This window comes from Psychrobacter sp. UBA3962, assembly GCF_002385225.1.
Lineage (GTDB): Bacteria > Pseudomonadota > Gammaproteobacteria > Pseudomonadales > Moraxellaceae > Psychrobacter.
In genome coordinates, this window is record NZ_DGDC01000038.1 from 68,905 (window position 1) to 93,786 (window position 24,882).

Consider the following 24,882-nt stretch of genomic DNA (forward strand, 5'->3'; position numbering starts at 1 on the left):
GGTTGTCTGTATATACTTTATGACGTTAAAGCCAAAAAATATGTTTTAAAATCTCGGTAAAGTTTAGTTCATTATGAGGGCGTTGGGTCTTACGTAGGCAGTATGGAAACCATTAACTCAATTAGAATGATATAAATTGTTTTTCATGATATACGAATATACGGAGCGTGGCAAAGCAGATTTTGCAATCTCTGGCCTACCTTGAGCAATTGCTTCCCGTATGGCACTGCTCGATAGGGGCGCTAATGTATGTGGATCTATATATATGCGGCCATGAGTGTGCTGCTTCAAGTCCTCTAAGCAAGAGCTGACTTGAGGTTTTAATGGCTCAGGTAACAGCTCAATAATCTCTGCAGCAGACTGTAATTCATTTCTAGGAAATACCCATAGATGAGCAAACTGGGTTAATTTATCGCCATCGCGCCATTTAGGTAAGCTGGCAATATTATCTGCGCCGAGAATGAATACCAAGCTGTGGTTAGGATGCTGCTGACGTAACTCAGCCAGAGTATTTATGGTATAGGTAGGTGGCGTTTGCCAGATTTCATGCTCACTAATCGCTAGGTTTAAAGCGGTGGTGTGGCTTTGAGAAGTTAAGGCTTCAGCTTGCAGCTCTTCAATGGCTACACTCAACATGTTTAAGCGATGCTCAGAGGCACTGCTGTCTGTTTTTAGCGGTGAGCGTGAGGTAGGCATAAAGTAGCCATTAACGGGTTGGCCAGTCGCAGCTAATTTTTGATAAACATGGGTTAATAACGCCAGATGGCTGTTATGAACCGGATCAAAGGATCCGCCCAAATACACCTCGATAGGCAGCTTGTTACTCCATCGCTTTGAGTCAGTATTAGAAGTAGATAAGTTAGTATTATCAGTATTCAAGGTTAAGGGCATTACAGATCCATTATGTATCTATTACTAAAGCGGGCGGTGCTGTCTTGAGTTAGGGATAGAGCTAATGTATTCACTTAATATTAAAATTTAGCTAGTTTATAGAAAAAAGAGACTACTTAAAGAAGTGACCTATAGAAAGTATAAAAAGTTACCTCACCAAAACCAACTGTTACCGCAAAAATAAAACTAGCCGACAGATCTGCCGGCTAGTTTTCACTTTTATTGGGTCTATTGACTGAATCTAAGTCTGTGTCCTTCGTCTATTAGACGTCTGGGCTACTGGCCTGGATGGCAGTCAAAGCGATAGTATAAACGATATCATCGACTAAAGCGCCGCGTGATAAGTCGTTAACTGGCTTGTTTAAGCCTTGAAGCATTGGGCCAACACTGACCACGTTAGCACTACGCTGTACTGCTTTATAAGTGGTATTACCGGTGTTTAAGTCAGGGAAGATAAACACGTTGGCTTGACCCGCAACTGGTGAGTCTGGTGCTTTTTGTTTACCCACACTCAATACAGAAGCGGCGTCGTATTGTAGCGGACCATCTACCATTAAGTCAGGTGCGCGCTCACGCACGATCTGAGTTGCTTGCTTCACTTTTTCAACATCATCACCGGTACCCGATGCCCCAGTAGAATAACTGATCATCGCCACTTTTGGCTCAATACCAAAGGCTTTAGCAGAGGCCGCAGATTGGATGGCAATTTCAGCCAATTGCTCAGCATTAGGATCAGGGTTAATTGCACAGTCACCATACACCACCACTTGCTCTGGAAGTAGCATGAAGAAGATAGAGGAGACCAGTGAGTACTGAGGCGCGGTTTTGATTAACTGGAAGGCAGGACGAACGGTGCTAGCTGTGGTATGAACTGCTCCTGACACTAAGCCGTCAACCTCATCCATGTGTAACATGGTGGTGCCCAATACCACGCTATCCTGCAGTTGTTCAGCAGCTTGCTCTTCGGTGGCTTTACCTTTACGGCGCTCTACAAAAGCTTGGATGTATTTGTCTAAGCTGATACTCGCCGGATCGATGATTTCGATATCTTCAGGCAACTCAACACCGCGGTTTTTAGCCACTTGTGCAATTTCATCTGGATTACCAATCAACACACACTGCGCGATACCACGACTTTGACAAATCGCTGCCGCCTCAATGGTGCGTGGCTCTTCACCCTCTGGTAAAACCACTCGTTTTTTGGCCTGTTGTGCTTTTTTCACTACTTGGTGACGGAAAGCAGAAGGCGATAGGCGAGGGGTGTAGTCACGTTCGAAGTAGGATTTCAGCCAATCTAAATCGATATGAGCGGCAACAAAGCGCGCCACAGTTTCGGCACGTTCTGCATCATCCTTTGGAATCTCATTACTGATGGTCGCTAAATTGGTTACTGTCTGCAAGCTATCAGTGTGTACGCTCATGATAGGTAGACCCGTTTTTAGCGCAGGCTGACACAGCTCAAACACAGTATCATTTGGGATAATACCACCAGTTAACACAATCCCGGCCATAGGGATGTCATTCATGCTGGCCATGGCCGTCGCCAACAAGATATCATCACGATCGCCAGGGGTAACCACCAGAGTACCGCGGGTAAAGATTTCGCCCACACGTGAGATAGTACGGGCGGTTAGACTGGTTTTAAGAACTCGGCGCTGTTTGGCATCCCCCTCATTTAACCAGCTGGCATTAAGCTGCTGAGCAATATCCCAAGTGCGAGGCACAGACAAGCTATTACTGAAAGGAACCACTCCGATTAGCTGGAATTTATCAGTGGCAAAGTTAGGCGAGTGCGACTGCATAGCACTGATAAAGTCTTCATCCAAATCCAGAATGGCTTCACCTGGCGCTACGGGCTGAGTATCAAAAGTGTTAGGTACGTTGTTAGCACGCATCAAGATACTGCCTAGAGTGCGCTCTCCATTGAGTCCGCCAAAGTCACGGGCATGCACATCTAACTTATCGGCCAACTGTTTTGGGTTTTCAAGATCAGCCATGCTAACGAAGATCACTTTGGCATCCAAGGCAGTGGCTAAGGCAAAGTTCACTTGTGAAGCATACGTTACCTCTTCGGTAGGCACTAAGCCTTCACAAATGACAACGTTATACTCTTCTCCTAACTGATGGAAATTGGTAACCACCTCTTCCATCAAGTCATCCACGTTGCCTGAGTTCATCATGCGCTCGACACGTTCACGAGGAATAGAAGGAGGTGGATTTAAACCAAAAGCGTGACGGATTAAGTCACTTGAGCTGTCTAAAGTGTGCTGCGAGTCGTTCGAGTCATCTTGTAAAAATGGCTTCATAAAGCCAGCTTTCATGCCTAAATAATCCAAAGCCTTAAGCAATCCCAAGCCTGCAGAGGTTAAACCAATGCCACGGCCAGTAGGAACCAGCAAAATAGTTTGCATAAACAAATCCTTATTAGTTCAATATATTGGTTTGATTTTTAAATTATTTTTATTGATCGGACTATAGACCCAGTACTGCTCTGGTTTCTTCTGCGATTTGCAGCTCTTCATCTGTTGGGATAACCCATAGCTCATATTTACTTCCCGGCGCATGGAAGCTGCCTTCTTCGCCGCCATATAGTTGGCTGTTCTTATCGGCATCTACTTCTAAGTTAAAGTGACGCATCACTTCTAGAATACGAGCACGGATGGTCGCTGAGTTCTCACCAATACCCCCTGAGAAGATGATGCCGGTCAAGTCCGGTAGGGCACAAGATAAAGAAGCCAAGTATTTACCAGTGCGATAGCAGAACATTTCTACCGCCAGCTGAGCATTCTTCTGGTCTGGGTGTGAGTCATCGTTAGCAATGGATTCTACAGTACGCATATCGTTTGAAACACCAGATACGCCCAGTAGGCCACTTTCTTTATTTAAAATGACGTCGATTTGTTCTAGGTTTAGCCCCATAGTGCGTTTTAAGTGAATGTGAAGGCTTGGGTCAACATCGCCACAGCGGGTGCCCATCATTAGGCCTTCTAGTGGGGTTAAGCCCATACTGGTGTCTAAGCTTTCTCCATTGTAGACTGCAGTTGCAGAGCTACCATTGCCTAAGTGGGCAATTAACCAACCATGAGGGCCTTCTTTTTCGGTCAGTTGGCTAGCGCGATTGGATAAGTAAGCGTGTGAAGAGCCGTGGAATCCGTAGCGGCGGATGCAGTCATTTTCATACATCTCTTTTGGAATGGCGTAACGGAAAGCTTTTGGAGGCATGGTTTGGTGAAAAGCGGTATCAAATACCACCACCTGAGGTAGGTCAGGGTGAATGGCTTGAACGGCTTCAATACCGGTAGCGTTAGCAGGGTTGTGTAGAGGAGCCAGCTCTTTTAGGCGTCTGATTTCTTCTACCACATGTGGCGTCACTTCTACAGCAGAACTGAACTCACGGCCACCATGGACCACACGATGTCCCACTGCAATTGGAGATTGGTCGCCAAGGAGAGTCATAATTTGAACCAAAGCGGCTTTATGGTTAGAGCCTGGAATGCTGACTTCAGTTTTTTTGCCTTCTAGGCATTTGTGTACAATACGAGCATCATCTAGCCCTAAGTTTTCAGCGAGACCAGTAATACGGTATTTATTATCTTCACTAATTAGAGCATATTTGATAGAAGATGAACCGCAGTTAACGACTAAAGTTGGTTTGCTGATAATGTTGTTGCTCATATTGTATCCTTACATTGAAATTTTAAAAGAAAGAAAAGAAATAACACCAAACAGTGTCATAAATTAATAGACGTATAACGCCGCCTCTTTTACCAACACATAACATCCTATTAGGGTGTGGTTTAAATTGTAAAATCGTTAACTTTTAGTTGAGCGAATGGGTCATATATTATTTCTGAGAAATAGAAATTGACTTAATTTAAGGGTGCCCTAATAACAGCTATGTTCGGTTATGGGTATGTACCTTTTTTAAGTATAGCCTAGATTAATTTTAAAAACATCGGTTTAGTGATTAAAAATAAGTTAAGTCATTAAAAATTAAAAGTTTCTTTTATTATGTGAATTTATATAATTAAAAGGCTTTAGGTAAATATCAAGAATTTTGTTACCATAGAAAAAGCTGTATTTTTGTCTGCTCATCCTCGTTCATCCCCATAGGAAGCCGTTCATGCCAAACTTTCATTTTCAAACTGATAACTATAAAAACCACTCAACTTTAAAAGGCCTAGGTTTGGCAGATTTAAATAATGCTGCTGTTACTAGCATGAAGCTGAGCCGTTTACTTTTACTTGTTGCCATCGTAGTTTTGAGCAGTGTTTTTTTGAGTGGCTGTGGTCAAAAGGGAGAGCTGTATTTAACAGAAGATGCCCCGAGTAATACCAATTTCATTCTGTATAAAGGCAATAAAGCAGAGGGCGGTAACACAGCTAATAACCAAGCGGAACAAGCAGAAAATCAGCAAAAAATTGAAGAAGCCGCTGCTACCGACCCACAAGATTACTAGCTCGCTAATACCAAAATAATTCAAGTCATTTATCAATCATTATTTTAATTGTTTGATTTTAATGATTTAATAAAGCCTAACTACAATATTAAATCTCAATTGGATACCTTTATATGAGCATCACAGACTTATCACAGGCGACGGTTCAGCACACTTCAAATGGCTTGCGTATTAACCCTGAAAGCTTTGTCAAAAAACTCCCTACCTTAAGTTATCAGCAAGGACTGCTCGCTATTGAAGAAGTATCGACACAGCAGTTGGTACAGCAGTACGGAACGCCGTTGTATGTGTACTCTAAAAAGGCAGTGCTTGAGGCTTATCAAGCCTATAGTGATAGTTTTGCTGAGATTGACCACCAGATTTGCTACGCGGTAAAAGCCAACTCCAATTTGGCGGTATTAAAGGTATTGGCTGAGGCTGGGGCAGGTTTTGATTTAGTATCATCAGGAGAGCTTGCCCGCGTGTTGGCCGCCGGTGCCGACCCCAGCAAAATCGTATTTTCTGGGGTAGGTAAAACTGTGGCTGAAATGAAAGCGGCCTTGCAGGCAGGAATTGGCTGCTTTAACGTTGAGTCGCTTAGTGAGCTAGATACCCTAAATGCAGTGGCGGCTGAATTACAAGTGAAGGCACCGATTTCTATTCGAGTGAATCCTGACGTTGATGCCAAGACCCATCCTTATATTTCAACAGGGTTAAAGGACAATAAGTTTGGTATTAGTCACGATGTGGCGATCAAGGCCTATAAACATGCTGACAGCCTAGAGCACTTAAATATTGTGGGTATTGACTGCCATATTGGATCACAGCTGACTGAGATTGATCCGTTTGTTGCTGCATTAGATAAAGTTTGTGAGCTTATTGAGTCACTAAAGCAAGAAGGTATTGAGCTTGAGCACGTTGACTTAGGTGGCGGCTTAGGGGTGATTTATATCGATGAGCAAGTGGCTGAAGTAAGTGAGTTTGCCAATGCCTTATTACCGAAGCTAAAACAGTTGGGACTAAAGGTATTCTTTGAGCCAGGCCGTAGTATTGTGGCCAATGCTGGGATGCTATTGACTAAGGTTGAAGTTTTAAAGCCCACTGAACACAAAAACTTTGCCATTGTCGATGCGGCGATGAATGACTTAATTCGTCCCGCTCTGTATCAGGCGGAGATGGCCGTGATTCCTATGAGCAGTCACCCTAAAGCGGGTACTGAGGAGCAAAGCTGGGATATCGTAGGCGCGGTTTGTGAGACAGGTGATTTCTTGGCCAAAAAACGTTTATTGTCTTTGGCAGTGGGCGATATATTGGCCATTACTGGCGCCGGTGCCTACGGCTTTGTGATGAGTAGTAACTATAACTCACGCCCACGTCCTGCTGAAGTTATGGTCTCTGGTGATAAGCATCAAGTGGTGCGTAAGCGCGAGACCATTGAACAGTTATTTGAAGCTGAGTCTTTTTTTGAGCTTGATTAATTTTAATGGTTTAAATTAGAGTAAGGTAGGGCAATGAGTCTTACCCTTTTGTGCGAAAAAGCCTGCGTTTTATACGCAGGCTTTTTTTATGGTTTCAGCCATTTCTTTGCCTATAGCCTGTCGGCGGAGTGTTTTTTTTGAGAGGCATTAGTTATTTGTAAACCGTGGATAACCGGCAATAAAAAGCAGCTGTGGCTTATTTTTATTGGCAGTGTTTAGTTATTATCATTGTTATATTCTGCATGGTAAGATAGGGCATAAATAAAATCTAAGGAATAAAAAAATGCTTATAGAATTTACAAAAATGCATGGATTGGGTAATGATTTCATGGTCATTGACTTGGTTACCCAGCGCTTAGAGCTCACTAAAGAACTCATCTCTTTACTGGGAGATCGTCACATGGGTATTGGTTTTGACCAACTGTTAGTGGTTGAGCCCCCGATGCGTCCTGATGTCGATTTTCGCTATCGTATTTTCAATTCAGACGGTAGTGAGGTTGAGCAGTGTGGCAATGGCGCTCGTTGCTTTGCCCGTTTTGTCCAAGCCCGTAAGTTGTCATTTAAACAGCGAATACGGGTCGAAACCAAGTCAGGTATTTTGACCCTGACTACAGATAACTATGGCTGGGTAGAAGTGGATATGGGCAAACCTCGCTTTGAGCCAGATGAGATTCCCTTTACCCCAAAAGCCATTACCAAAATTCAGAACGCCTATCACTTAGACGTTGAGGGCACCCCTGTACAACTTTATGTGGCCAATATGGGTAACCCTCACGCAGTCATTAAAGTGGATGATATTCTAACTGCTGATGTAGAAACGTTAGGGAAAGCCATTGAGTCGCACCCAGCATTTCCAGAGCGGGTGAATGTCGGTTTTGTGCAGGTGATGAATCAGCGTCACATCCGTCTGCGCGTATATGAGCGCGGCGTGGGTGAAACCCAAGCTTGTGGTACCGGAGCCTGTGCTGCTGTGGCCACAGGTATCCGTGAGGGCTGGCTTGATGAAGGCGAGGAGATTAGAGCACAGCTATATGGCGGTAGCTTATTGATTCGTTGGTCTCCTGGCTATTCAGTGATGATGACGGGTCCGACGGCCTTTGTTTATGAAGGCATATTTAGCCCAGATGGTATTATGGCCCAAGCGGGTCTAAAGCCGCCTGCTTAAGTCTTGAGGGTAAGTAAATAAGTCATGAGTGCCAAGCCAACGCCTCAGCCAAAACTGCCTCAGAAGCCCTCCAAGCGGGGAACGGATGAGGCTGAATCCACTCTTGAGATGAGTGAGGAGTTACAGCAGCTATTGCTACCGGTAGAGCAGTGGTTGGCTGAGCTATCTGTCAGACAGATGTCAGCCCACACCATCGAGGCTTATTATGCTGGTCTATTTCAGTTGGCAAGCTTTTTGGAGGCGGGCAAGCTGACCTGGACGCGCTGTGACAAACGGCAATTGGCCCGATATATCGGCCAGCGCTTGGATGTGGATGCTTTGGCCATCTCTAGTGTGCAGCAAGAATTATCGGCCATACGTCATTTTTACAGTTGGCTAATTGATCAAGGCCAAGCTCGGATTAACCCTACCACTGGATACCAGCTAAAAAGAGCGCCCCGTCCTCTGCCCAGTATCGCCGATGGAGATTTGCTGACTCAGTTATTAGAACAGCCAATGCCAGATACCCCTGAGCAAGCGAGGCTATGGATACGTGACAAAGCCATGTTTGAGCTGCTGTATAGTAGCGGATTACGGGTAGGGGAGTTGGTGGGTCTTAATGTCTCTGATTTACGAATACATGAGTCTGGTGAGCGAGGTGAGGTGAGGGTCACTGGTAAGGGTAATAAGACGCGTCTAGTGCCTGTGGGTAAGCAAGCATTAAAAGCCATTACTACCTACCTGCCTCATCGTTATCTTTGGGAGGAGCAGGGTGACACCGCGTTATTTATTAGTGAAAAATTGGGTACTCGATTGACCACACGCGCGGTACAACAGCGATTAAAAATTGCCGCCAATCGCGCTGGTATTGCCCAAAATATGTATCCGCACTTGCTGCGCCATTGCTTTGCCTCACACATGCTGTCGGGGAGCGGTGATTTGCGGGCAGTTCAAGAAATGCTGGGCCATAGCGATATCAGCACCACTCAAATTTATACTCACGTAGATTTTGCCAAACTAACTCAGGTCTATGACAAGGCGCATCCCCGTGCTTCTCATAATAAGCGCAAAGACTAGCCTTAGTTATTAGTTACGAGTATGGCTAGGCCAATCTGTGACAGTTATGAATGGGCATGTTTTGACGCCAAGTCTGCTGTCTTTCTGCATCGAAGGTAGTGGTAATTAATCCAAAGTCTTCAGCCAAGTTGGTTTGTCCAGTTTCCTTCACCCAGTCGCCGTTGGCGTTGGCAAAAGCGCTGTGGCCCCAAGTCTCCCGGCTACTGTCTTTTGTATAATGGGTACCGCCTTGTGCTGAGCCGACGACTAAGCATTGAGAGTCCAAAGCGCGGGCTTGCAGCAGAAGTTGCCAATGTGCCTTACCTGTCTGATAAGTAAAAGCGGAGGGAGCAGTAAGGATATCTGCCCCTGCCTGTCTAAGTCTTTGGGCTAAGACAGGAAAGCGTAAGTCAAAACAAACCATCATCCCGATAGACAAAATGCCTAAATTTTTATTTGAGGCTACACTCGGCGATTGTAAAAAATCTTTATTTAAATTCTTCATATCACACTGAGCGACAACGGTAGTGTCACCAGCTTCGAAAGTTCTTCCTTCATCATAGCTGCCAGTATCATCTGCCACTTGGGCACGAAATAAGTGAATTTTGTCATAACGGGCCACGCGTTTACCATCAGGAGCAAAGACCTGACTGACTTGTCTTAGCTTCCCATCTGCTACCACACTGCTATCGGGACGATAGGGACAGGGTAGTGTGCCGGCAACGATGAACAATTGATGTTCAAAAGCTAGGTCAGCATACCAGCTCGATATCTCATCAAAGCGTTCAGCCAGCTGTTTTTGCCCGCCCATACGGCAAGCATTTTCTGGTAATACGACCAAGCTTACCTGCTGTTGGCTAGCAGCAGTAACCGCTTTTTCGATGGTCGCCATATTGGCTTCGATATCAAACTGACTGTTTAACTGCACACATCCAATGTTAAGTTGAGTCATAACTACTGCCTTTGTAGCTTATATTAATAGGTGGTCGAGAGAGGACTAAAACAGGGAGTACCTTAGTTACTATGCTTAAGCTATTAGACTTATTAGAGTAGCATGGAAAGAGTAAGCAATCTATCGGTCTTCAATACGCCCAATCTTCATAAATAGGCTTATCTCTCCAAGAGTAGATTGTGCTTTTGTTCAACCATATATCGCACCCTAATCCTTATTTATAATAATAAAATCGTTTACTCTGCTAGCCAGTTGATGTATTTTTTTATGAAGGTTGATGGCAAAGTTTACTCCTCTTACAAGGTGTAATTATGTCATTATAGATCAATGTCATCTGCTACTTTATCTCAAAAACCAATTAATAAAATCTTCTGCTAAATAACCAAAAGCTGCCCATAATCTAAATTTATATCTAGCAGCCAGCTAAAAAATAAAACGCAACAAACTACTGAGAACAAAACGACCTATGATGAGTCCCTCTTTTAATTTAGGTGTCAACCTAACCACTGCACAAAAGCTGACCCCACAGATGCAGCAGGCTATTAAGCTGCTACAGCTTTCAAGCTTAGAGCTTGAGCAAGAAGTTCAAATGAAACTAGACAGCAACCCTTTACTTGAGAGAGTAGAGGAGGATGAAATTAGTGCTGAAGACTTTAATAGCCTTGAAGAGTTGACGCGACTAGAGCTGGATGCAGAAGCTCAAAAAGAGGTCTATCAGTTGTCTAATGATCATGCCGAGGGTTATGAGAATGATGACTATGAAACAGAAGGGGGCTACGAGGCAGCAGATTACGACGAATATGGGTATGACAGCGGAGTAGATTCGCAACAGGCAGATCAAGGGAGCCCGGTTACTGAAACCGAGGAAGAACAGCAAAACGTGATGGAAATTACAGCCAGCAGTGGCCCACAAGCGAATGAAAGTAAAAGCTCCGAGACAGAAGGTTTCATGGAGGGTCAAACACTAGGAGAGTTACCTATTGATACGGGCTGGGAGGATGTCTTTACTCATGGAAGCACGGCTTTAGCCCGTCCCGACACCCAAGGTATGACTGACTATCAAGGGGCAACTTCGGTCACTTTACAAGACCACATACGTTGGCAATTAAACTTCAGTCACCTAACGCCACAACAATCTTTGATTGCCGACTATCTAATCGATGCTATGGATGAAAGCGGCTTTATTCAAGCCGATATGGCCGATTTAAAAGCAAGCTTCGATGAGATGGCCAGCTTCTACGGTTGGGAGCATCGAATTGAGAACGAGCAGATAGAAGCCGTGGTTCAGTTGATACAGTCTTGTGAACCATTGGGGGTGGGCGCCAGAAGCTTAGCAGAATGCTTACAAATTCAGCTACATAGCTTACAAGAAACGGTCCCTTATCGAGAGCAGGCACTACGTCTGTTAGATGAGCATCAGCTACTGGTCACTAATAATATCAAGGAGTTGATGCACAGAACCGGTCTCAAAAACAGTGATATTGGGCCTAGCTTAGAGTTGATTCGAACCTTAAGCGCTGCTCCAGGATTGGCTTTTTCTACCGCGCAGCCTGATTACGGTATACAGCCTGAAGCCTATGATATCCCAGATGTTTTGGTGTATTTGGTCCATAGTTCAGAGGCAAAACAAGCGGTGTGGAAAGTAGAGTTAAATCCTGAGACTTTACCGAAACTTAGAATTAATCAAGAATATGCCAATCTTATTAAGCGGGGTGATGACAGCCCAGATAATGTCTATTTACGCGATAACTTAGTAGATGCTAGATTGTTTATTCGAAGTATTGAGGAGCGCAATCAAAACCTTCTAAAGGTAGCGACTAGTATTATAAAGCTGCAACAAGACTTCTTATTGCAGGGACCGACTGCCATGAAACCACTTATTCTAAAAGATATTGCAGAAGAGGTGGGGCTGCACGAATCTACGATTTCCAGGTTGACCACCAGCAAGAGCATCTTAACGCCGCAAGGGCTGTTTCCACTGAAATATTTCTTCTCATCCCACGTCTCCAGTGATCAAGGCGATATTTCCTCTACGGCCATTAGCGCCATGATACAGCAGTTAATACAGCAAGAAGACTCTAGGGCCCCCTTATCAGACAGTGCTATAAAAGATCTTTTACAGCAGCAGGGGATAGAAATAGCTAGACGTACAGTGGCCAAATATAGAGAAGCGATGAACATCGGTTCTTCTACTCAAAGGAAAGTTAAATTTTAGAAAGTAGATTTTAGAAAAAGGGGTAAGAGTTAGAAAAAAGATATAAAAAAATGAGAGGTTCAGAAATATTTTAACAAGTAACCATCATAGTCGCCGAAGCCAATGGCAGCATGGCGAGGCCTTGTTTTTAAAATAAAAAAATTTCAGATTATATAGTATTTATTTCTAGATATGAGTTATTTTTACATTTATTAACAATAAAAATGCTTGTGCAATCCTGATTTTCGTGGCAAATTAAAGCTATCCCAACCAAAGCTAACCAGCACAGAAGGTTGGGGTAAAGTAAGTTTAATACGGATTTTAAATGTTACTTGAAACGCTGATACCCGGTAATACTGTTGAGTTTGAGCCCAATTAACCAGGACTGGTTAAAAGAAGGATCAAATAAAACAAGGGTATAAATAATGACTTAAACAAAGAACTAATGCCTTCATTATTTTAAAATGAATCCCCATTAGGTCAGTCATTAATTAAAAGTCACTTTGAGTCAGCAAGGGCTGCTCAAATCATAAAAAGGATGTAAGCATTATGAACATTTCAATTACTGGCCATCACATCACAATTACTGACGCTATGAAAGATATGGTTATGGATAAGCTTTCAAAAGTTGAGAGACATTTTGACCAAATTCAAAGCATTAAAGTGATTCTATCGCTAGACAATAACCGCAGCGATACTAGCCACAGTGGTAAAAATAACCATAAAGCTGAAGCACTTATGCGAGTAGCAGGTCAAGAAATGTTTGTACAGTCATATGATGACGACATGTATAAAGCCATTCATGAAATGGCAGATAAATTAGACCGCCAAGTTCGTAAATACAAAACCCGTATCGATCGTAAAACTCGCTCTTCTAAACGTAAGCCAAGTTTTGCGATCCCTGCAACTGAGCCTGTTGACGAGTCATACGCTTATTAGGTCAATCTCCACCTGAACTTAAAATAAAAATTTAGTTTTAAATCTATAAAATAGTCTAGAACGTAAAAAGCCCTTATCCGAATAGGATAAGGGCTTTTTAATAGGTCTTCTTTTAACTTAAAAAACAAGGAATTATGATCACAGACTTATGATATATCTAGAAGTTAACCACCACCTACGGCTTGAACCACTTCAATAATCATATCTTGTTCGACGCCAATTGTAGCCAGTTCAGATTTAGGGATTAACTCTCCATTAATCTCAACCGCATAACGTCCCTGCGTTAATTGTAAGTCATCTAACACAGCCTTCACAGTTACCTGCTCTGTCTGTTGTTGTTCTCCATTTACAGTAATTGTATACATTTTTTCCTCTATAAAATCCCATCTAAACCAAAACGTTGCCTTTTAGATTTAGAGCAGAAGCTTTAAGTGGCGGAATGCTTGAAGGTAGTTACTGCCAACCAGATCCAGCCAATAATCATCAGTGTACCACCAATAGGGGTGATGGCGCCAAACCAACGTGGTGCTCCAAGGGTCATGGCAAATAAGCTGCCTGAAAAAATAATCAGTCCTACCTGCAATAGCCACGCCGTAGTTGAGGTGGTATACCCTAATTTAATTAAGATGCCCACCAAGAGTAAGCCCAAAGCATGATAAAAGAAGTATTGAGTTCCGGTTAACCACCAAGCCATTTGCTCAGGGGAGGCAATGGCCTTAATACCGTGAGCACCGAATGCTCCTAAAGCCACAGCTAGGGCTAAGTTAACAGCTGCAATCGAAATCCAATTCATAGGACACCCTGTAGATTATAAGTTGTCTTCGCTGGGCATGATGACACTGTCAATGGTCATGGCTTCTCGGATTTTATCCATGGCATTTTTTTCGATCTGACGAACTCGCTCAGCAGAAATATTGTAAACAGCAGCCAATTCATGCAAAGTGGATTTCTGCTCAGACAGCCAGCGCTGTTCAACAATATCACGTGAACGATCATCTAGAGTATCCATAGCCGTCATTAGCGCACTGGTAGTGTTTTCTTCCCAGTCAGCATCTTCTACCATTTCAGCAGGATCAACCCCATCTTCTAAAAACAGTTGCGGGGCATAGTGGCCATCTTCGTCATCAGTTGACTGAGCTTCAAAAGAAGCGTCATATGAAGTCAGTCGTGACTCCATTTCCAAGACCTGCTTGCGGGTAACATTTAAGTCGGCCGCAATCGCATCCGCTTCTTCTAAGGTTAGCTGGTTATTGGTTTTCTTCAAACTACGTAAGTTAAAGAAAAGCTTACGATGCGCTTTGGTGGTCGCTACTTTCACAATGCGCCAGTTACGAATAACAAACTCATGAATTTCAGCTTTAATCCAATGCACAGCAAAAGAGACCAGACGCACCCCTTTGTTGGGGTCAAAGCGTTTCACCGCTTTCATCAAGCCTAAGTTACCTTCTTGGATTAAATCTGCTTGCGGCAGGCCATAGCCTGAATAACTGCGAGCAATGTGAATCACAAAGCGTAGGTGCGACATAACTAAAATGCGAGCCGCTTCAACGTCGCCCTCATTGTAATAGCGATGAGCCAGCTCTTGCTCTTGTTCCGTGGTTAAGATAGGAATCTGCTGCACCGAGTTCATATAAGCCCCAAGATTGATACCTGGTGCCGATAAATTTACAGGCATAGCCGGAACCAAGTCACGCGTACTGGTATTGGGGTAGTCGCTGACCCACTCTTCAGTATGGGCGACTTCTTGAGTCAAGACATCGTCATCAAGCTCATCATAGGGCAGGTCATCTTCGTCCATATCTATGATTTCTACCGGCTCGACATCCTTGGAATTTACTGGTTTCGCCGTGTCTTTTTTATTTATTTTAGGAGTAGCCATATTTTGACCTTCAAAGTAATAACTTTATTGAGATCTATTGTAAAGGATAGCACCCCCTAGTTACCATTCGTTTTGGTAATGATGAGGTGAAAGATTGTATCGAGTTTTTCTAAACCATCAGGAGAGCTTTCATTAGTGGCGGTACTAAGTACCAACTGTAATCCCGCTTGTTGGCAAAATGCGGCCAGATCCGTTTGTGAGTTAGGATCCGTAGCTAGGATGTAGACACTTTCTGAGGGCTGGACGGATCGCAGTGCCACTTTGGTCTTCAATAAAGGCATAGGACAAGCCATGCCCCGGCCATCGACTAAAGCTGAGATGGTTAACTGCGGAGGAGCTGCTTCTAGGTCACTACTATTTAAGGTATCAAGGTGGCTTTGTACCAGAGCCTGATGCTCACTATTTGCTAAGCTAATATTTATCATAGAAGACCATTTCATTAAGTAATTAAGTAAGGGTATTAACTCAAAAAAGAGAATAAAAATAATATTAAGTAAAGAGGGTAACTATATAAAAAATTACACCCCAGATAAGAGAGTATAAGGTTAACCGGTTATCATGTTATTATCAAAAGTGGGTTTAATAATGATGGTTAACCACTAAAAATCAAGCCGACTTCCCAAGATTTTAACCCTCCCTATAGATTACGGATCATACTTTAAGGAATAGACACTTGCCTCCTTTTCAGACCAACATTCGAGACAAAAGATCGGCATTCAAGCTGCCTTTGAAAATCACTAATCACAAGGTGGTGGTGTCTGGTTTGTTATTGATTGGGATAGTGACTACCGGTTCTTCAGCAACTGCTAAGATCGAGACGGATCGCAGCCAAGCGGGTTATAACGGGTCTCAAACCACGCCCTTATTCTCTAACTCAACTCTCAAGGAACCAGCTTCGTTCAGCTTACCAGAGTTGGGCAGTGGGGGTGGTCGCTTCATTGAGGTCAATAAGCATAAAGCTTTGGGTGAGTGGTCGTTACAAAATCTGGGAAGAAGTGCGCCTTTAATTAACGATCCTTGGTCGCAAGAGCAATTAGAATCTATGGCTTGGAAAATCAATGCCCAAGCTCGAAACCAAGCCCCATTAGCATTAATGGTAATCAATAATCCTAGTATTAATGCTTTTGCTATCCCAGGTGGGGTGATGGGAATTCATACCGGAACTGTCATTGAGTCCAATAGCATGGATGAGGTGGCCAGTGTCGTTGCCCATGAAGTGGCGCATTTAAGTCAGCGGCATTACGAGCATCGCGATGAAGCCAGCCGAAAAGCATTGCTGATGCAAATTGGCGGAATTCTGGCAGCCATTGCTGCTTCTGCGGCAGATGGTGATGCAGCAGCCGCTGTGATGATGGGCAGTCAAACCGCAGCTTTAAATGCCCAAATGGCGTTTAGCCGTAGTAATGAGCGTGAGGCGGATCGTATTGGGATGTAATTAATGGCAAAAGCGGGCTACGATCCTAGAGCCATGCCTAAGTTCTTTGGCACTTTGGACCAAAAAACTCAGTTAAATATGAGTGATAATGCTTATTTGCCAAGCTTTATCATGACTCACCCTTTAAGCTCTGAGCGGTTGAGCGAGGCACAAAGTAGGGCCAATAGTTACCCAACCTTGAGCCTGAACAGTCAGCGTCATCAGCTTAACTTTGAGCTGCTAAAGTGGCGACTGAAAGTATTGTCCAATCAGACCACAGAAAATGAGCTAGTAGTCACTGCTGCAAAAAATAAAGGAGCAGAAATGGCTTTGGCTTACTGGTATGCCCGTCAAAGCCGCTATCAAGAGGCCCAAAATAGACTCAATAAATTAAAGCAAACAGCCATTAGTACTTCTGCTGCTGATAAAATGAACTTTGATATTTTATTGGCCATTACTGAAGCTCAAATTGCGGGTTTTCAGGACAAATGGGAGCTGGCTGAAAAGACCTTAACCCCTTATTATAATCTTTATCCGGAACGTCGTGACCTTAAACTGTTAATGGCCGATACTTGGCTACAGCTTGGCAAGTATAACGAAGTGGTAACTTTAATGAAGCCTATTGTCCAAAGTAGACCCCATGATTTAGAAGGCTTGTACCGTATCCAGCGCGCTTATGAGTTGATGGCGATTGACACAAAAACCAGTAGCAACGAGCCTGCTTCACAAGTTTTGGTCAAAGACATAGCTGCGATCAACGCTTTGCGTTATCGAGCCAAAGGCGAGTTGTGGCGGGGCAAATACAATGATGCTTTGGTGTCTTTACAGCAGGCAAAAAAACAAGTTGAAGAGTTAAGCACCAGTGGCAATACAGTCACTTTTAACCCCAAACCTTTATTAGCCAATATCAATAGTGAGATGGCAGAAGTAAAAACAGCCAGAGACTTTCGCCCCTAGCTATAATTAGATTCTTATAAATAATAAGGCACTCAACAAGCTAAATAGAGATTAGCCCATCAACGCTTTTTTTACCAATTGTGACATTACCGCTGGGTCAGCACGGCCCGCAGTTTTGGTCTTTAATGCGCCCATAACTTTACCCATATCTTGCATTGAGCTGGCACCTTGCACTGCTATTTCTTCATTAATCAGAGCGGCCAACTCCTCATCACTCATTTGCTGTGGCATAAACTCGTTGATGATATCGATTTCAAATTGCTCTTTTTGGGCTAAGTCTTCACGACCATTGTCTTGGAACACATTCAAGGATTCTTGACGCTGTTTCAGCTGCTTTTGTAAGATCTCTAGTACCCCAGCATCATCTAAGTCCACCTTGCGATCAATCTCAATTTGTTTAATCACAGACTGTACATTACGTAATACTTTGACTTTCTCTAGTTCGCGGGCTTTCATCGACGTTTTTACTTGTTCGGTGATGCGGTCTTTTAAGGCACTCATGGCTTATTCCTATTTTTTTATGGTTATCAAATCAATTATTAGTATCGGCTAATAGCAACTATTTTACCGTTATAATTTTGCTATAAAATAATTTTTATATAAAATTTTAGCACAAAAAAAACCACCTTTATTATGGCGCTCCAAGCATGGTTGCGAGGTAGGCGACAAAATAAGGTGGCTTTTTCTAATCAATTACCAAAACCCTAGGGTTTTGGTAATTCTAAACTCACTTAACTCTAAGCTAGACTGCCTTAAGCTAAACTGAGAATAGAATCGATTAGTACATACGAGTTGTACGGATAGACTCGCGCTGTAATTTCTTTTTGTAGCGTTTTACGGCTGCTGCCTTTTTACGCTTACGCTCTTGCGTTGGCTTTTCGTAAAACTCGCGCTTACGGACATCAGATAAAACACCAGCTTTTTCGCAGGCACGCTTGAAGCGACGGATAGCGATATCAACAGGTTCGTTTTCTTTAACCTTAACTGAAGGCATGCAGACTCCTTAATATAAGTAGTGGAAATTAGAGACTAGGGACATTAACAATGCTGTGTGATTGGTATTAGCCGTAGTGTCTCATAGGGTTACGGCATCAGCTATTGCTAGGATAAAATCATTCATTCTATACGAATGCTAGAATAAGAGCGAGATTGTACTAAAATATCCGCCTAATGTCAAGTTAGGTGGAATCGTGCTTAGTGGCAGTCTTGAACTATTTATCAGCGCAATTTGTACTGATTAATGCGCAGTAATCGATTTAATAATAGAGAGTATAAACTTCTGTAATACTGAAAAATAAGTTTGAAGACTAGATTAAAAGCGATTATAATCAGCATTAAACATTCATTTTAAATGAATGATATTGAAAAGTTTGTAAGTTGTATTACAGTTTTGACACTACGGACTGAAAGGTTGACTGAAAAACTCAATGAAAATTTTGTGCTTAAGATAGTGACTGTGAAAGGGTTGTGATATTATTAGCCGGTAAGTTAACTTAACTATAAATAAGGGATTCTTAGGCTTGCGATAAATAGCAGCAATTAGTTTTGTATTTCCCTTATGTCAACAACCCTTTTAGGAGTAACAAATGTCATTAACGGCTCTTCTAAGCAATAAAAAAGTGGCAGCTCGTACCACAACTTTAGTTTCAGTTATGCTAGGTGCTACTCTAACTTTGACTGCGTGTGGTAGTAAGGATCATGAAGTTAAAGCGGTAGATAAAGTAGATGAAGCGGCTGAACTGGCTAGAGCAAACGCTCCAGAGCCTGAGCCATTAGCTGCCGAAGATATTGTTGAGGTTGAACCTGCTGCAGACACAGCAACCGCTGAAGAGGGTGCTACTGATGCGGCAGCTACGGATGAAGCGGCTGCGGAAGCTACTCCAAGCGCAGAAGCGACTGATGCAACAGCCACTGCAGAAGCGCCAGAAGCAACAGCTACAGAAGAAGAAGCTCAATAATACAACGCCTACCTATTATACATTTAGGAAGCTATTTAGCTCTAAGTGAAGATTTTAGCTCTAAGTAAAGAGTAGAGTGGGTTTGAGTTAAGGGTGTCAGTTTTTACTGAGTTTATGGCTTGCACAATTTTTTATCTTAAAATTTCAAAAGCTAATATGAGGATTCTCATGCTAAATATAAATAAACAACAAGGCGGTAAAAACGGATTGGCACCTTTTAGTAAAGCAGGACTGCTTTTAGCAGGTCTCCTAACTTTAGGCATGGCAGTCGGTTGTAGTGATGGCTCAGAATCTGAGACAGTGGCTGAGCCTGCTGCCAGTGAAAGTGTGGCTACCGAACCGGCCGCTGAAGTGGTAGAGCCAGAAGTAGCGCCTGCAGAAGAAGCGGCAGAGCCAGAAGCTGAGGCTGATACAGAAGTTGAAGCCAGCACTGATGCAGCAGCTGCTGCCCCTTTATCAGCAGAAGCAGGGGCGGAGTTGTATGAATCGCACTGTAAGCAATGTCACGAAAAAGGGCTGTTAAGTGCACCGAAGTTTGGCAATACTACAGACTGGGCGCCTCGTATTGCTAAAGGTAAAGAGACTTTGTATAAGCACTCAGCAGAAGGTTTCAAGGCCATGCCACCTCAAGCTATTAATGGGGTAACTGTAGAGCAGGTACATGCTGCAGTAGATTATATGGTTGAACAGGCTAGCGAAAGCTAAAAATGCCCTTGATATTCTGCTAAAATACCGCCACTGTGTAGACATAGTGGCGGTATTTTTTTGTCATGATTGTCTTTATCAAATATAAGTATCTTCATCAAATTAAACGGATGATTGATAAAAATAGGCGACACAATACTTCAATTATCAAACAGTAGGTGCGACTTGAAAGTTTTAGGTTTAGAAACATCATGTGATGAAACAGGGTTGGCCATCTTTGATAGCGAGCTTCTTGCAGCAGGTAAAAGTGGTTTGCTAGGCCAAGTTCTGTATTCTCAGATTGAACTGCATGCCACTTATGGGGGTGTGGTGCCTGAGCTTGCCAGTCGCGACCATATCCGCAAATTGGTACCGCTACTTGATGAGTTATTGACCCAGTGCAATATCAGCAAAGAGGATATTGATGCGGTTGCCTTTACCAAAGGACCAGGTCTTATCGGTGCCTTGATGACTGGAGCATTGTTTGGTCGTAGCTTAGCTTATGGATTAGACGTGCCAGCCATTGGGATTCATCATATGGAGGGACATTTGTTGTCCCCTTTATTGGGTCCTAATCCTCCCAAATTTCCTTTTGTCTCTCTGTTGGTATCAGGGGGTCATACGCTATTGGTAGCTGCCCATGGCATAGGCGATTATGAAATTTTAGGCGAGAGCATCGATGATGCGGCGGGTGAGTGCTTTGATAAAGCGGCTAAAATGCTAGGCTTGCCATACCCAGGGGGTCCGAATGTGGCGCGCTTGGCCGAAAATGGTGACCCCTCAAAGTATGAGTTGCCCCGACCCATGTTACACCGAGGATTGGACTTCTCTTTTAGTGGTATGAAAACAGCGGTACATAATCTTATTAAAGACACCCCAGGATCAGATACAGATGAGCAAGTCAGAGCCGATATTGCGGCCAGTTTCCAGCATGCTGTGGTAGATACCTTAGTTAAAAAGTGTGTTAAAGCCTTAAAACAGACTGGCATGAAGCAATTGGTTATCGCCGGTGGGGTGAGTGCCAATTTACACCTGCGTCAAACTTTAGAACAAGAGTTGGCAAAAATTCAGGCCACGGTGCATTATGCTCCGTTAGAGCTGTGTACTGATAATGGGGCAATGATTGCTTACGCGGGATATCAGCGTCTGCAAGCCGGTCAGAGTGATGGTTTGGCAGTCAGCTGTGTGCCTAGATGGACCATTAGTGATTTGCCAGCTTTGACTTAATTTAATGAGTTTTAGCTTGGCAATAAGGGTAAATAAGGACAGTACATGCAGTGGTTAGCAATAGGTATCGGAGCTGCAATAGGGGCCTGTTTAAGAGCTTGGTTGGCTAAGCTCAATCCGCTGCACGCTTGGATCCCTTTGGGCACCTTGGGGGCTAATATCCTCGGCGGCCTGTTAATCGGTATGGCCATGGTAGTCTTCGTAAAAGTAGGACAAAATTGGCATCCGAACGTTAAGCTGTTTGTGATTACCGGTTTTTTGGGTGGACTGACTACTTTTAGTACCTTTAGCAGCGAGGTGTTTGGCTTATTGCATGATGGAAAGGTTGTGGCAGGTTTAGGCTTAATAGGGCTACACGTGCTACTGACTTTGACAGCCACTGCCTTAGGATATTATGTCACTCGCCTGATGCTGTCTTAAACTCGTTGTAAACTTATTATCCCTATCTAAGCCTGTCTATTTATCTCACCTCAGCTTATCCAACTCTTTGATAGCTTGGTTAAAACCCGCCTAACTTTATTTTTTTCTTTCTTATCTTTTCTTAATTTAAGTCATCCTTTCTTGCCATAGCTAGGTTCTTTGCTAGGGCTTTACCAGCTCATCTAATAGCTTAGCAAAGCCTTGCATATAAGCGACTTCTTGGCTTTTTTCGCGAGTGGCGGCAAATAACTGACAAAACACCCCATGTCTATTTTGATTTTGCATAGAGGGGGGTAAGTCTTTATTCGAGCTGTTCGGAGAAATAAGAGGCCGTGTCACGATCCATCCTTTTTTCTCATATTCTGCGGCTACCCAGTCAGGCAAAGCCGCCACGCCCCGCTCACTGGCAACCAATTGAATCAACATAGCAGTCAATTCTGTAGTACGTATTTTGGCAAAATTGACTTCAGCGGGCGCCATGAATTTGGCAATCACATCCAGTCGTTTGGCTTCTACTGGATAAGCAATCAAGGTTTGATCCACAAGATCACTTGGAGCAATGCTTTGTTTGCTGGCTAGCGGATGGGTAGGGGGTAACACCAAGCGGCTTTCATAGGTAAATAGAGGCTGGTAACAGATGCCTTCCAACTCTAAGTCACTGGTAGTGATTAATAAATCAATGTCCCCTTCCATTAACAGGTGATGCGGCTCCGGCTCAAAGCCTGTGGCAAAATCAAGCTCCACATCTGACCATTCGCGTCGGAACTGATTCAAAATAGGCATGAGCCAATCAAAACAACTGTGGCATTCTGAAGCCAAACGAAGACGACCGGCTTGGCCATGAGCCAGTCTTTTTAAGTTGTTTTTGGTTCTAACGACTTGAGGCAAAATATTGTCAGCCAGTTTTAGCACCACATTACCCGCGGGGGTAAAAGTCAGAGGCCGCGATCGACGATTCACCAGTTTCACACCGTAATAATTCTCTAGCTCTTTTAATTGGTGCGAGACGGCAGAGGCGGTGACATGAAGTTCATCGGCAGCAGCGGCAAGTGAACCATGGGCACGTAAGGCAGAAAGGGTTTGTAAATGACGAAGCTCAAGCATAGTTTTAGATCATTTTATTGGATGGCTTTAGTCTCTATTCTACCCCATTCTCTAGATTATATTCATCTGCTTCATTAAGTTCTAAATTCTTGGAGTTAAAAAGTGGGGAATCGGCTTTTTGGTGAGGTGAAGTCAAGGTTGATATAAGTAGAAATCGACTAAAAAAGGTAGGCCGTTTCTGTACGAGTAATAACTCATGAGAATAGGTATCATAAAAATAACTTGCGATAGAGGTAACTTTTACTTTATATTGAATGCCATACCAAGGAGTCACATAGATTTACATTAGAGTAACTATTAGTTGAGAAGCATTGGCCGGGATCTTTATTTATTGAAACCGCTAATATCTGCTTAATGAACGTTAATGTCTTTAATGACTGTGACTCAAAACTCACAAGGAAGATGGATAACTGCCTTGGTTTTATGACAATTACTTCTGTTATCAACTTTAGATAACGAGAAACATAAAAATCAATAAAGCAGTTAGTCATAGTGAAATTGTCTATAGCAGAGTGAAAAAACAACAGGGCTATTAAGCCATAAACGATGTTTTTTCTATCCCCGCTGCTGTGCTAATGAATGAATTCAGCATCTCCCTTTTAAACCAGTATTCTGAGATAGCAAGTGTGCTCACAAATTAAGGCACTTGCCTATAGGGTTATGCATTGAGGATAAAGCTATGTGGAAAAATATGGGTTTGACCAGTAAGATTCTGGTCGCAATGGTACTAGGTATCATTCTAGGACTAATTTTTAACTATACCGGCTTAAACGCCGAGGGTAGTTTCGTTAACAATTATTTAGTAAATGGCTTATTTAGTATTATTGGTAAGCTGTTTGTTAACTCGCTAAAAATGTTGGTTGTGCCTTTGGTGCTAATCTCACTTATTTGTGGGGTTTGTGGTATTGGCGACATCCGCTTACTAGGTCGTATCGGTACTAAGACCTTCTTTATCTATATGGTCACTACGGCCATTGCTATTGCAACGGCCATTGGTCTGGGCTCGATATTTGGCATTGGTAAAGGAATGAACCTTAAGCCTGAGAACGCTTTTGAAGCCAAAGATGCGCCGCCTTTAATTGACGTTTTCTCGAATATCATTCCGTCTAACCCAATTAGTGCCATGGCCAATGGCGATATGCTGTCTATCATTTTCTTTGCCATTTTAATTGGCATTAGTATTTTGATGGTAGGTAGGCCTGCTAAAGGTTTGGTCCAAAGTCTAGAGCTGATTAATGAAGTTATCTTGAAAATGGTAACCATCATTATGAATCTAGCCCCATATGGCGTGTTTGCACTGTTAGTCCAAGCTATGTCAGATTTAGGCTTAGACTTGATGGTGTCTTTATTTGGTTATGTGGCTGTATTGGTAGGCTCTTTGGCTTTCCACTTCTTTGTGACCATGATGATTATCCTAAAGTTTACTTCAGGACTATCGGTAAGAACCTTCTTAGCCAAAATGCGTGAAGTACAGATTTTCGCTTTTAGTACTTCAAGCTCGAACGCCACTATTCCAGTGAGCTTACGCACTGTAACTAAGCGTATGGGTGTTGATAACTCGGTAGCGTCATTCACTATTCCTTTTGGTGCAACCATCAACATGGATGGTACCGCCATTATGCAAGGTACAGCCACTATCTTTATCGCCAACTTATACGGTATAGATTTAAGTGCTGGCCAGTACCTAATGGTTATCTTAATGTCAGTACTGGCATCTGTGGGTACCGCTGGGGTACCGGGTGTGGGCCTAATTATGCTTTCAATGGTGTTTGCTCAAGTGGGCTTACCTATCGAAGGTATTGGTCTGATCTTAGGTGTGGACCGTTTGCTTGATATGCTACGTACCGCAGTGAACGTCGGTGGTGATGCGGCAGTGACTGCTATCGTGGCAAAATCAGAAGGGAAAATGGATCTAGATGTTTATAATGACCCAGAAGCGGGCACCAAAGATGTGTTTGATGGGTACATTGATCCAGAAAGTGAGCAAGAATTTGCTCATGTTATGAGTGATGGCATTATGGGTAGTGAATATGATGATTTGAATAAGCGCTAGTTTTCGTTAGTAAAGCGTTATTCCCTATAAAGTCATCCTGTAAAGCCATGATACGTAAAAAAGCCCCAATATTTATGAACTGAACCCCATAAGT

The 24,882-nt window shown here is 43.1% G+C and carries 24 protein-coding genes; 13 read left to right on the forward strand and 11 right to left on the reverse strand.

Annotated features, from left to right (window positions below; genetic code table 11):
• Window positions 1-117: 117 nt before the first annotated feature.
• The 3 genes from nadD to B3S92_RS09285 all read right to left on the reverse strand — a co-directional run bounded on the left by nadD (window position 118) and on the right by B3S92_RS09285 (window position 4,566).
• Window positions 118-891: a nicotinate (nicotinamide) nucleotide adenylyltransferase gene (nadD, locus tag B3S92_RS09275; protein WP_296205254.1), complete on the reverse strand. Its 774-nt coding sequence runs from the start codon at window positions 889-891 to the stop codon at window positions 118-120.
• Window positions 892-1,154: 263 nt separating this feature from the next.
• On the reverse strand, window positions 1,155-3,302 hold the full coding sequence (gene pta / locus B3S92_RS09280; RefSeq protein WP_296205258.1) for a phosphate acetyltransferase: 2,148 nt from the start codon (window positions 3,300-3,302) through the stop codon (window positions 1,155-1,157).
• Window positions 3,303-3,363: 61 nt separating this feature from the next.
• The gene (locus B3S92_RS09285) at window positions 3,364-4,566 is read right to left on the reverse strand and encodes an acetate/propionate family kinase (protein WP_296205260.1); all 1,203 of its coding nucleotides are present in this window, start codon (window positions 4,564-4,566) and stop codon (window positions 3,364-3,366) included.
• A 448-nt stretch (window positions 4,567-5,014) separates the two neighbouring features.
• On the opposite strand from B3S92_RS09285, the gene lptM reads away from it, so the two are divergent.
• The 4 genes from lptM to B3S92_RS09305 all read left to right on the forward strand — a co-directional run bounded on the left by lptM (window position 5,015) and on the right by B3S92_RS09305 (window position 9,028).
• The gene (lptM, locus tag B3S92_RS09290) at window positions 5,015-5,350 is read left to right on the forward strand and encodes an LPS translocon maturation chaperone LptM (protein WP_296205263.1); all 336 of its coding nucleotides are present in this window, start codon (window positions 5,015-5,017) and stop codon (window positions 5,348-5,350) included.
• A 113-nt stretch (window positions 5,351-5,463) separates the two neighbouring features.
• Window positions 5,464-6,807, forward strand: a complete 1,344-nt coding sequence (lysA, locus tag B3S92_RS09295; RefSeq protein ID WP_296205265.1) for a diaminopimelate decarboxylase — start codon at window positions 5,464-5,466, stop codon at window positions 6,805-6,807.
• Between the two features lie 283 nt (window positions 6,808-7,090).
• Window positions 7,091-7,972, forward strand: coding sequence for a diaminopimelate epimerase (dapF, locus tag B3S92_RS09300; RefSeq protein ID WP_077451078.1), 882 nt, complete (start codon window positions 7,091-7,093; stop codon window positions 7,970-7,972).
• A gap of 24 nt (window positions 7,973-7,996) precedes the next feature.
• Entirely contained in the window at window positions 7,997-9,028 is a 1,032-nt protein-coding gene (locus tag B3S92_RS09305) for a tyrosine recombinase XerC (RefSeq protein WP_296205269.1), read from the forward strand.
• A 25-nt stretch (window positions 9,029-9,053) separates the two neighbouring features.
• Here the strand turns inward: B3S92_RS09305 and B3S92_RS09310 are convergent, their stop codons facing one another.
• Window positions 9,054-9,959, reverse strand: coding sequence for a nitrilase-related carbon-nitrogen hydrolase (locus tag B3S92_RS09310; RefSeq protein ID WP_296205271.1), 906 nt, complete (start codon window positions 9,957-9,959; stop codon window positions 9,054-9,056).
• A gap of 466 nt (window positions 9,960-10,425) precedes the next feature.
• Here B3S92_RS09310 and rpoN point away from each other — a divergent pair, with 466 nt between their 5' ends.
• Both rpoN and hpf read left to right on the forward strand, forming a co-directional pair.
• The gene (rpoN, locus tag B3S92_RS09315; protein ID WP_414707020.1) at window positions 10,426-12,174 is read left to right on the forward strand and encodes an RNA polymerase factor sigma-54; all 1,749 of its coding nucleotides are present in this window, start codon (window positions 10,426-10,428) and stop codon (window positions 12,172-12,174) included.
• A gap of 528 nt (window positions 12,175-12,702) precedes the next feature.
• The gene (gene hpf / locus B3S92_RS09320; protein WP_296205276.1) at window positions 12,703-13,092 is read left to right on the forward strand and encodes a ribosome hibernation-promoting factor, HPF/YfiA family; all 390 of its coding nucleotides are present in this window, start codon (window positions 12,703-12,705) and stop codon (window positions 13,090-13,092) included.
• A gap of 164 nt (window positions 13,093-13,256) precedes the next feature.
• On the opposite strand, the gene thiS is transcribed toward hpf, so the two are convergent.
• The 4 genes from thiS to B3S92_RS09340 form a co-directional block, all read right to left on the reverse strand.
• Window positions 13,257-13,457: a sulfur carrier protein ThiS gene (thiS, locus tag B3S92_RS09325; RefSeq protein ID WP_296205278.1), complete on the reverse strand. Its 201-nt coding sequence runs from the start codon at window positions 13,455-13,457 to the stop codon at window positions 13,257-13,259.
• A 62-nt stretch (window positions 13,458-13,519) separates the two neighbouring features.
• Window positions 13,520-13,885, reverse strand: coding sequence for a DUF423 domain-containing protein (locus tag B3S92_RS09330; protein WP_296205279.1), 366 nt, complete (start codon window positions 13,883-13,885; stop codon window positions 13,520-13,522).
• 15 nt (window positions 13,886-13,900) lie between these two features.
• Window positions 13,901-14,767 carry an RNA polymerase sigma factor RpoH gene (gene rpoH / locus B3S92_RS09335; RefSeq protein ID WP_208608049.1) on the reverse strand — a complete coding sequence of 289 codons (867 nt, stop codon included), beginning with the start codon at window positions 14,765-14,767 and terminating at the stop codon, window positions 13,901-13,903.
• 260 nt (window positions 14,768-15,027) lie between these two features.
• Window positions 15,028-15,396 carry a sulfurtransferase TusA family protein gene (locus B3S92_RS09340; protein ID WP_296205282.1) on the reverse strand — a complete coding sequence of 123 codons (369 nt, stop codon included), beginning with the start codon at window positions 15,394-15,396 and terminating at the stop codon, window positions 15,028-15,030.
• Window positions 15,397-15,644: 248 nt separating this feature from the next.
• On the opposite strand from B3S92_RS09340, the gene B3S92_RS09345 reads away from it, so the two are divergent.
• Complete coding sequence (locus B3S92_RS09345) at window positions 15,645-16,406, forward strand: M48 family metallopeptidase (protein ID WP_296205284.1); 762 nt, start codon at window positions 15,645-15,647, stop codon at window positions 16,404-16,406.
• 3 nt (window positions 16,407-16,409) lie between these two features.
• Window positions 16,410-17,342, forward strand: coding sequence for a hypothetical protein (locus tag B3S92_RS09350; RefSeq protein ID WP_296205287.1), 933 nt, complete (start codon window positions 16,410-16,412; stop codon window positions 17,340-17,342).
• A gap of 51 nt (window positions 17,343-17,393) precedes the next feature.
• Here B3S92_RS09350 and B3S92_RS09355 read toward each other — a convergent pair whose 3' ends face one another.
• Window positions 17,394-17,843, reverse strand: coding sequence for a GatB/YqeY domain-containing protein (locus B3S92_RS09355; RefSeq protein ID WP_296205289.1), 450 nt, complete (start codon window positions 17,841-17,843; stop codon window positions 17,394-17,396).
• A 277-nt stretch (window positions 17,844-18,120) separates the two neighbouring features.
• Entirely contained in the window at window positions 18,121-18,336 is a 216-nt protein-coding gene (gene rpsU / locus B3S92_RS09360) for a 30S ribosomal protein S21 (protein WP_007394316.1), read from the reverse strand.
• Between the two features lie 592 nt (window positions 18,337-18,928).
• Here rpsU and B3S92_RS09365 point away from each other — a divergent pair.
• The 4 genes from B3S92_RS09365 to crcB all read left to right on the forward strand — a co-directional run bounded on the left by B3S92_RS09365 (window position 18,929) and on the right by crcB (window position 21,631).
• Window positions 18,929-19,300, forward strand: a complete 372-nt coding sequence (locus tag B3S92_RS09365; RefSeq protein WP_296205298.1) for a hypothetical protein — start codon at window positions 18,929-18,931, stop codon at window positions 19,298-19,300.
• A 168-nt stretch (window positions 19,301-19,468) separates the two neighbouring features.
• Window positions 19,469-20,005: a c-type cytochrome gene (locus B3S92_RS09370; protein WP_296205301.1), complete on the forward strand. Its 537-nt coding sequence runs from the start codon at window positions 19,469-19,471 to the stop codon at window positions 20,003-20,005.
• 165 nt (window positions 20,006-20,170) lie between these two features.
• A complete protein-coding gene (gene tsaD / locus B3S92_RS09375) occupies window positions 20,171-21,211 on the forward strand; it encodes a tRNA (adenosine(37)-N6)-threonylcarbamoyltransferase complex transferase subunit TsaD (protein ID WP_296205303.1) in 1,041 nt (346 codons plus the stop codon).
• A 45-nt stretch (window positions 21,212-21,256) separates the two neighbouring features.
• Window positions 21,257-21,631, forward strand: coding sequence for a fluoride efflux transporter CrcB (gene crcB / locus B3S92_RS09380; RefSeq protein ID WP_296205306.1), 375 nt, complete (start codon window positions 21,257-21,259; stop codon window positions 21,629-21,631).
• Window positions 21,632-21,793: 162 nt separating this feature from the next.
• Here the strand turns inward: crcB and B3S92_RS09385 are convergent, their stop codons facing one another.
• A complete protein-coding gene (locus B3S92_RS09385; protein ID WP_296205307.1) occupies window positions 21,794-22,735 on the reverse strand; it encodes a LysR family transcriptional regulator in 942 nt (313 codons plus the stop codon).
• 679 nt (window positions 22,736-23,414) lie between these two features.
• Here B3S92_RS09385 and B3S92_RS09390 point away from each other — a divergent pair.
• Window positions 23,415-24,788: a dicarboxylate/amino acid:cation symporter gene (locus B3S92_RS09390; RefSeq protein WP_296205310.1), complete on the forward strand. Its 1,374-nt coding sequence runs from the start codon at window positions 23,415-23,417 to the stop codon at window positions 24,786-24,788.
• Window positions 24,789-24,882: the final 94 nt, after the last annotated feature.